This window comes from Duganella sp. GW821-FHT07G03 (assembly GCF_059418605.1).
On sequence record NZ_JBWKQE010000022.1, the window covers coordinates 118779 to 126414 of the forward strand.

At 63.1% G+C, this 7636-nt stretch carries 9 protein-coding genes; 5 read left to right on the forward strand and 4 right to left on the reverse strand.

What is annotated here, in order from left to right; genetic code table 11:
• Window positions 1-40: 40 nt before the first annotated feature.
• Window positions 41-1084, reverse strand: a complete 1044-nt coding sequence (locus AC07OK_RS24105; protein WP_020704971.1) for a type IV pilus twitching motility protein PilT — start codon at window positions 1082-1084, stop codon at window positions 41-43.
• A 49-nt stretch (window positions 1085-1133) separates the two neighbouring features.
• On the opposite strand from AC07OK_RS24105, the gene AC07OK_RS24110 reads away from it, so the two are divergent.
• The 3 genes from AC07OK_RS24110 to AC07OK_RS24120 are packed head-to-tail and all read left to right on the forward strand — an operon-like array spanning window position 1134 to window position 3648.
• Entirely contained in the window at window positions 1134-1838 is a 705-nt protein-coding gene (locus tag AC07OK_RS24110; RefSeq protein ID WP_494692662.1) for a YggS family pyridoxal phosphate-dependent enzyme, read from the forward strand.
• A gap of 2 nt (window positions 1839-1840) precedes the next feature.
• Entirely contained in the window at window positions 1841-2665 is an 825-nt protein-coding gene (proC, locus tag AC07OK_RS24115; RefSeq protein ID WP_494692672.1) for a pyrroline-5-carboxylate reductase, read from the forward strand.
• A 20-nt stretch (window positions 2666-2685) separates the two neighbouring features.
• Complete coding sequence (locus AC07OK_RS24120; RefSeq protein ID WP_494692663.1) at window positions 2686-3648, forward strand: CE1 family esterase; 963 nt, start codon at window positions 2686-2688, stop codon at window positions 3646-3648.
• 1 nt (window position 3649) lies between these two features.
• Here AC07OK_RS24120 and AC07OK_RS24125 read toward each other — a convergent pair whose 3' ends face one another.
• Both AC07OK_RS24125 and AC07OK_RS24130 read right to left on the reverse strand, forming a co-directional pair.
• The gene (locus AC07OK_RS24125; RefSeq protein WP_494692664.1) at window positions 3650-4786 is read right to left on the reverse strand and encodes an SO2930 family diheme c-type cytochrome; all 1137 of its coding nucleotides are present in this window, start codon (window positions 4784-4786) and stop codon (window positions 3650-3652) included.
• Window positions 4783-6042 (reverse strand): parallel beta-helix domain-containing protein, encoded by a 1260-nt coding sequence (locus AC07OK_RS24130; RefSeq protein WP_494692665.1) that lies wholly within the window; start codon window positions 6040-6042, stop codon window positions 4783-4785. The genes AC07OK_RS24125 and AC07OK_RS24130 overlap by 4 nt, the downstream gene beginning before the upstream one ends.
• Before the next feature lie 143 nt (window positions 6043-6185).
• Here AC07OK_RS24130 and AC07OK_RS24135 point away from each other — a divergent pair, with 143 nt between their 5' ends.
• Window positions 6186-6485: a high-potential iron-sulfur protein gene (locus AC07OK_RS24135; RefSeq protein ID WP_494692666.1), complete on the forward strand. Its 300-nt coding sequence runs from the start codon at window positions 6186-6188 to the stop codon at window positions 6483-6485.
• Window position 6486: 1 nt separating this feature from the next.
• Window positions 6487-6993, forward strand: a complete 507-nt coding sequence (locus AC07OK_RS24140; RefSeq protein WP_494692667.1) for an MmcQ/YjbR family DNA-binding protein — start codon at window positions 6487-6489, stop codon at window positions 6991-6993.
• 178 nt (window positions 6994-7171) lie between these two features.
• Here AC07OK_RS24140 and vapC read toward each other — a convergent pair.
• A partial coding sequence (vapC, locus tag AC07OK_RS24145; RefSeq protein ID WP_494692668.1) for a type II toxin-antitoxin system VapC family toxin occupies window positions 7172-7636 on the reverse strand: 465 nt, incomplete at its 5' end.

The window sequence follows — 7636 nt, forward strand, 5'->3', positions numbered from 1 at the left end:
ATTGGGGGGCAAGTCTGACATTCGGAACTGCCCCCGGGTTTTAGCCGGGGAAGTTGTCCGGCGTTTTGGCGGCGCTGCGGGCGGCGGCGGCGCTGATGACGTTGCGGCGCACCAGGTCCGTCAGGTTCTGGTCCAGGGTCTGCATGCCGACGTTGCTGCCGGTCTGGATCGCCGAGTACATCTGCGCGATCTTGGCTTCGCGGATCAGGTTGCGGATCGCCGGCGTCGCCACCATGATTTCGTGCGCCGCCACGCGGCCGTTGCCATCCTTGGTTTTCAACAGCGTCTGCGAGATCACCGCTTGCAGCGATTCGGACAGCATGGCACGCACCATTTCCTTTTCATCGGCCGGGAAGACGTCGACGATACGGTCGATGGTCTTGGCGGCCGACGAGGTGTGCAGGGTGCCGAACACCAGGTGGCCGGTCTCGGCCGCCGACAAGGCCAGACGAATGGTTTCCAAATCGCGCAACTCGCCGACCAGGATGCAGTCCGGGTCTTCCCGCAAGGCCGAGCGCAGCGCGTTGTTGAACGACAGCGTGTGCGGCCCCACTTCGCGCTGGTTGATCAGGCATTTCTTCGATTCGTGCACGAATTCGATCGGGTCTTCGATCGTCAGGATGTGGCCGTACTCGTTTTCGTTGAGGTGGTTGACCATCGCCGCCAAGGTGGTCGACTTGCCGGAGCCGGTCGGCCCCGTCACCAGCACCAGCCCGCGCGGCTTGAGCGCGAACTCGGCGAAGATCTTCGGCGCGTTCAGCTCTTCCAGGCTGAGGATCTTCGATGGAATCGTCCGCAGTACCGCCGAGGCGCCCCGTTCCTGGTTGTAGGCGTTGACGCGGAAACGCGCCAGGCCCGGAATCGCGAACGAGAAGTCGCATTCGAGCATCTCTTCGTAGGCCTTGCGCTGGCCGTCGTTCATGATGTCATAGATCATGCCGTGCACGTCCTTGTGCTCCAGCGGCGGCAGGTTGATGCGCCGCACGTCGCCGTGTACCCGTATCATCGGCGGCAGCCCGGCTGACAGGTGCAGGTCCGAGGCCTTGTTCTTGACGGAGAATGCGAGAAGTTCGGAGATGTCCATTTATAATCCCTGTGCCTAGCGTTTGTTAACGATTTTTTACTCGATGATTATGTCCCTGATCCCCCAGAACTTGCAAGCAATCACCTCGACAATTGTTGCCGCAGCCCAAGATGTTGGCCGTGCGCCGCAATCGGTGCAGCTGCTGGCCGTGTCCAAGACCTTCGGGCCGGACGCGGTGCTGGAGGCGGTGCAGGCCGGCCAGCGCGCTTTCGGCGAAAACTACCTGCAGGAGGCGCTCGACAAGATCGCCGCGCTGAAGGCGGCCGGAGCGCCCGCGCTGGAGTGGCATTTCATCGGCCCGATCCAGAGCAACAAGACCCGCCCCATCGCCGAGCACTTCGATTGGGTGCACACGGTCGAGCGCGAGAAGATCGCGCAGCGGCTGTCCGAGCAGCGGCCGGCCGGCATGGCGCCGTTGCAAATCTGTTTGCAGGTGAATATCAGCGGGGAAGCCAGCAAGAGCGGCGTGGCCCCGGCGGAATTGGCGCAGCTGGCCCACAAGGTCGCGGCGCTGCCGAATCTGACGTTGCGCGGCCTGATGGCGATCCCCGAGCCGGCCGAAGACTTTGCGCAGCAGCGGGCGGCGTTCGCCCGGCTGCGCGTGTTGTATGAGCAGCTGCGCGCCGACGGCCTGGCGCTCGACACGCTGTCGATGGGCATGTCGGCCGACCTGCGCGCCGCGATCGCCGAAGGCGCGACCATCGTGCGCGTCGGCAGCGCCATTTTTGGTTCACGAAACTACCACAAGGCTTGATGATGAAAATAGCATTTATCGGCGGCGGCAACATGGCCTCCGCCCTGATCGCGGGACTGGCCAACAAGCTCACCGCCGGCGCCAACATCCACGTGGCCGATCCGAACGCGGAAGCGCTGGTTCGCCTGCGTGAGCAGTTCGGCGTGACCACGGCCAGCGGCGCCGATGCCGCCGTCTCGGCGGCGGACGTGATCGTGCTGGCGGTCAAACCGCAAAGCATGCGCGAAGTGGCGGCCCAGCTGCTGCCGCTGATCGACCAGGCCAGGCAGCCGGTGATCGTCTCGATCGCGGCCGGCATCCGCATTGTGGACTTGTCGCGCTGGCTGGGCGGCTACGGCGCGATCGTGCGCTGCATGCCGAACACGCCGGCGCTGATCGGCATGGGCATCACCGGCATGGCGGCGACGGCCGGCGTGACGGCGGCGCAGAAGCAGGCGGCCGACGATATCCTGCGCGCCGTCGGCCCGACCGTGTGGCTGGACGACGAGTCGCAGATCGATGCGGTGACGGCGGTGTCGGGCAGCGGCCCGGCCTATGTGTTCTACTTCATCGAGGCGATGCAGCAGGCCGCCGTGGACATGGGCCTGAGCGCGGAGCAGGGCAAGCAGCTGGCGCTGGCCACCTTCGCCGGCGCTTCGCAGCTGGCGGTGCAGTCGAACGAGCCGGTGTCGCTGCTGCGCGAACGGGTGACGTCGAAGGGCGGCACCACCTACGCGGCGCTGACCAGCATGGAAGACAGCGGCGTGAAGGCGGCGATCGTCAAGGCGATGAAAGCGGCCCAGCAGCGCGGCAAGGAAATGGGCGACGAACTGGGTTCTTCCAACTAAGACGAACGAAAGGCTGCACGATGACGGTAACCCGGTATTTGCCCTTGATTGCAGCCTTCGCCGCTTTACAGGCGGGCGCCGCGACCATCGTTTCCGAAACGGTGCAGCGGCCGGAAGGGCCGCGCCATTATTTGCTGGCGCAGCCGGCGTCGCCTGCGGCGGGCAAGTTGCCGTTGGTGATACTGCTGCATGGTCATGCGGCCACCGCCAATCTTACATTCGGCCGCGGCAGGATAGCCGATCCGGCCGCCGCCTGGCTGGCCGTGGCCGACCGCGAAGGCCTGCTGGTCATCGCGCCCGACGGCTCCAAAGGCAGCGACGACAAGCAGGGCTGGAACGACTGCCGCGCCGACGCTCCCACCAATCCCAAGACCGACGATGTCGGCTTCATCGCCGCGCTGATCGACCAGGCGGTCGCGCAGCACAATGCCGATCCATCGCGGGTGTATCTGTCCGGCGCTTCCAATGGTGGCGGCATGGTGTATCGCGCTGCGATCGAGCTGGGGCCGCGCCTGGCGGCGGTGGCCGTGTCGAGCATGCTGATGCCTGCCAAGAATTTGTGCCCGGTCCCCAAGCGCGCCGTGCCGATACTGGTGGCGCATGGCACCGAGGACAAGATCGCGCCATACGCGGGCGGCGAAGTCGGTCACTTCCTGTTGACCGGGCGCGGCTCCGGCTTGAGTGCCGAGGAATCCGTGAAGTTCTGGCGTGAGCTGGCGCAGCTGCCGCCTACGCCGGTCGTCACGCAGGTGCCGCATCGCGATGCGGCCGACAAGACGTCGCTGGTGCGCTATGTCTGGGGCAGCGATCCCAAAGGCGCACAGGTTGAATTCCTGAAAATGGAAAACGCCGGCCACGTACAACCCAGCATCGTGCACAGCCTGTCATGGCTGGTGCTGGCGGTGCTGGGCAAGCAAAACGGCGATATCGAATACGCCGATGAAACCTGGGCCTTTTTCAAGGACAAGCGCATAGCGCCTTAGCTTACGAGGCCGCGCCGCAGCCTTGTTTCATCGCGGCGATCCACGCGCGTATCAGTTCCACGCCTTCCTGGTGGACCGAGCCGCGGCCCAGTTCCGGCATCATGATGCCGGTCTGGTCGGAGTTGAGCCGATAGACCATGATCGATTCATCCGGCTTGCCAGGCGCGATGCCGTAGCCATGGCCGCCGGTGCCGGCGCCCGCCGCCACCGGCGGCTTGCACAAACCCAGATGCAGATCGGCCGGCGCGCCCATGTTCAGGTGCAGCGCGGTGGTGTTGGCCGCGCCCTTGTCGTTGTGGCAGTGGGCGCAGTTGATGTCCAGGTAGGCGCGGGCGCGCGCGTCCAGCGTCTGGCCCTGGTCGCGCCAGTTGGCGTTGTGCGGCGCCGTGGCCGCGACGTTGGCCGGTACGCCGCTCAGGTAGCCGATGCGGGCCAGGTAGTCGAGCTGGTTGACGGTCACGCCGTCGTAGCTGTAGCTGCGGTTCATATGCCGCGCCTTCGGGCCGATGGGCTGGAACTGGCGCGACTTCACATCGGCCACGTGGCAGGACGCGCACTGGTTCACATTCGGCACCACGTAGGTCAGCGGCTTGCGGGTCTGGTCCGCATGCACCACTTCCAGCGGTATCTGGTCGCCGGTGCGCGACAGCACGGCTTCGGTCTGCTCGGCGTTCCACACGTAGGGCAGGGCGATCCAGCCGTCGGCGCGGCGCACCAGCAGGCGGGTTTCGACCAGGCGCACATTGGCCAGGTCAAGCTTGTCGCCTCCGGTCTTGCTGGTGTCGTAGGTGGCCAGCACCGCCTTGGCGGGACCTTCCGCCTTCGGATAGTAGAAGGTCTTGCTGATGATGGTCCCGATCGGGAAATCGAAGGTCGTATCGGCGTTGTAGACGGCGCTCTGGCCCTTCGGCATCCAGACGGTGCGCAGCTTCTGCGCGTAGTCGGTGAACAGCGGCGTATTCAGGTCGTAGGGAACCACGCCGGTGTTCAGGTTCAGGCGGCCGCCGGAGACTGCCATCAAGTGCCAGTCGCTCAACCTGGCCGGATTGCCTTCGGTGATGAAGCTCACCGGGGCCTGGGTTTGCGTGCATGCCGCGAGCATCAGCGTGCAGGTGATCGCTGCGAATCTCACCATCATGACTGTGCGGCGAGTTGGGCGATGGTCACCGGCGGCAGCTTGGCCAGCGCGCAGCGGAACGGCGCCGTTTCCTTGCTGGGGTTCTTGTATTTGTTCGGACCGTCGGCGTTCAGCACGTCCACGCCGTCCTGGATGCAGATGCGCTGCTCGGCCGGCATCACGCCCTTGACCAGCAGCTTGGTGTCGACGTAGCCGTCCCACAGCACGTCGGGCAGGTGGCCGCCGATGCCGTACATGGCGATCTTCAGCGCTTTCAGGTCCAGGCCGTCGGGCGAATCGCCGCCGCCCTTGAAGCGGTTGCCGTAGACGTAGATCGCCTTCGGGTACGGATCGTAACCGGCGGCCACGCCTTTCTCGGTGAAGTAGCCGGTGGAGTGGTAGCTGGAGATGATGACGTTGGCGGTCTGGTTGTCGGTGACGTCGTTGTCGAAGATCTCCACTTTCGAATTGGAGTTGATGACGATGCCGGAACCGGCCGGCACGCTGGCGACGGCCGTGCCGCGGGCGGCGAAGTTGCCGAGGTTGTTCTTCTCGACCTTGTTTTGGTACACGCGGGTGCTATGGCCGGGCTGCGACAGGTTGGGCATGTTGAACACCAGGATGCCGCCGGTGTTGTTGGTGGCGACGTTGTCGTAGACGTCGGCGTTGATGGTGTTCTCGATTTCGATGCCGGCCACGTTCTGCTCGGCGCGGCAGCGGCGCACCACGACGCCGTTGGACTGGCCGACGTAGATGCCGGCGTCCGACGCGGCGATCGCCACGCTGTCCTCGATCAGCACGTTGCGGGTCTTGACCGGGTAGATGCCGTAGGCGCCGTTGCTGACCTTGGAGCCGCCGGTCCACTGCACCTTGACCTTGCGGATGGTGATGTTGTCGCCGTCGTTGATCTTCAGGCCGTCGCCCTTGGAGTCCTCGATGGTCAGGCCTTCGATGGTGAAGTTGCTGGCGTAGACCAGCATGCCTTCCGGCCCGGTGACCTGGCCCTTGAACGAGAGGATGGTCTTGTCCATGCCGGCGCCGCGCACCGTGACGCCGTTGCCGCGCAGGGTGAGGCCGCTAGTGAGATGATAGGTACCGGCCGGGATCTCGACCACGCTGCCGGGTTTGGCGTCGAGCAGCTGCTCCTGCAGCTTCTTCTGGAACGCAGCGTCGGCGCTGGCCTGCTCGGCCGAGACGGGCGCCTCGGACTTGCCGCAAGCGCCCAGCAGGGTGCCTAAGGTACCGCATAGAGCTAGAGTGCGTAAGGCCTTGTACATGTCGTCCCCTCATTCTATTTGTTAGAATTTGTTCGATGTAGAGTGCTTGGCAACATTGAGTATAGCAGTATGTTTTCGACCGCAAGCGCGTATCATTACCGGGCCGTGGCCATGTGGCGCGGCAGCGACGGAAAGGAAAAAAGATGACGAATCGCCGGGTATTTATTCTGCACACTTGCGCCGGGCTGGCCGCTGCTACGCTGGGCTGCATGGCCCGGGCCGAAGAGCGCGTGCCGCTCAAGGAAGGCGAGCCGCTGGCCAAAGAGTTCAACTATGTGGTTGACGCCGCCAAGGTTGACGGGCACAAATTCCCCGACTTCAAAGCCGGCGACCGCTGCAGCAAGTGCCAGATCTACGAGGACGGCCCGAACGACATGGGCGGCTGCGCCATCTTCCCCGGCAAGCTGGTGACGGCCGCCGGCTGGTGTACCTCGTTCGGCTGACATGGACTTCGACACTTTCAAGGCGCTGGGTCTGGCGCTGCCCGAGGTGGAAGAATCGACCTCGTACGGAACGCCGGCGTTGAAGGTGAAGGGCAAGCTGATGGCGCGGCTAAAGGAGGATGGCGAGACGGTAGCGGTGCGCACCACATGGGAAGAGCGCGAACGCTTGCTGACGGTGGAGCCGGAAACGTACTACATCACCGACCACTACCGCGATCATCCGTGGGTACTGGTGCGCTTGCCGCAAGCGCACCCCGATGGCGCGAAGTTGCGACTGGCGCAAACCTGGCTGCTGGCGGCGCCGAAGTCGCTGCTCAAGCGGCATGGAGACGCAGTCGCCGCGCTTGCACCAGAGGTAGTGGTTGGTTTGAGCGGCACGGCGCCTCAACCAACTGTGGAGCAAAAAGCCGAATTGGATAGGCTACTGGCTGAGCATGATGCAAACCCGAATGGCGGTTTGACTTGGGAAGAAGTTGAGACCGCAGCCATTGCTCGCATGCGGCGCTGATGCACATTTTCCTGCCCGTTCAAAGATAAGATGCTCTCGGGTTTGGATGCATCCGAGCTGGACGAGTGGCTGGAAGAGCGATTAACTTGGTCCGAACTCTACGAACAATAAGATTTGCTTTTCGTCCGTGAATTCAATCGGGCGGGCGCACTGTCTGTTAAGTTTGGGCTGCGCCACTTCATGCGTCCAGGCTCTGTAAGCCGAGGTGCTGAGAAAACGGAATGAAATCTCGATCGTCGTGCAATAACTGACTGCCGTTTTCTATGCACCATGTTGCTATGATGGTGTCGATGGTTTTACGTGGCGTGATCCCCAACCGGCGCAGAGTTCTGTAATTTTTAGAGGCTTGAATTGCTATTTTCTTTCCACCGAGACGAACCATTTTTAAAGAAGAAAGTAATTTTTTTGCGTATTCGAAGTCTTTGTCGTGGCGAAAACCTTGCAACACCTCAATCATAATGAGGTCGCCTATGAGTACGGCTTCGCGTTGCAAGCTATCGTTCAAGAGTTCAATTTTCCGGGTTCGCGGTCCCGGCTGAAAGTGATTTATCCAGATGCTGGAATCAGGGGGTGTACTGTATTCTGTGTAAACGGGTTTTCGTTTAAGCCTGCGGCACCCGGTCTTCAAACTGGATGGCGAAGC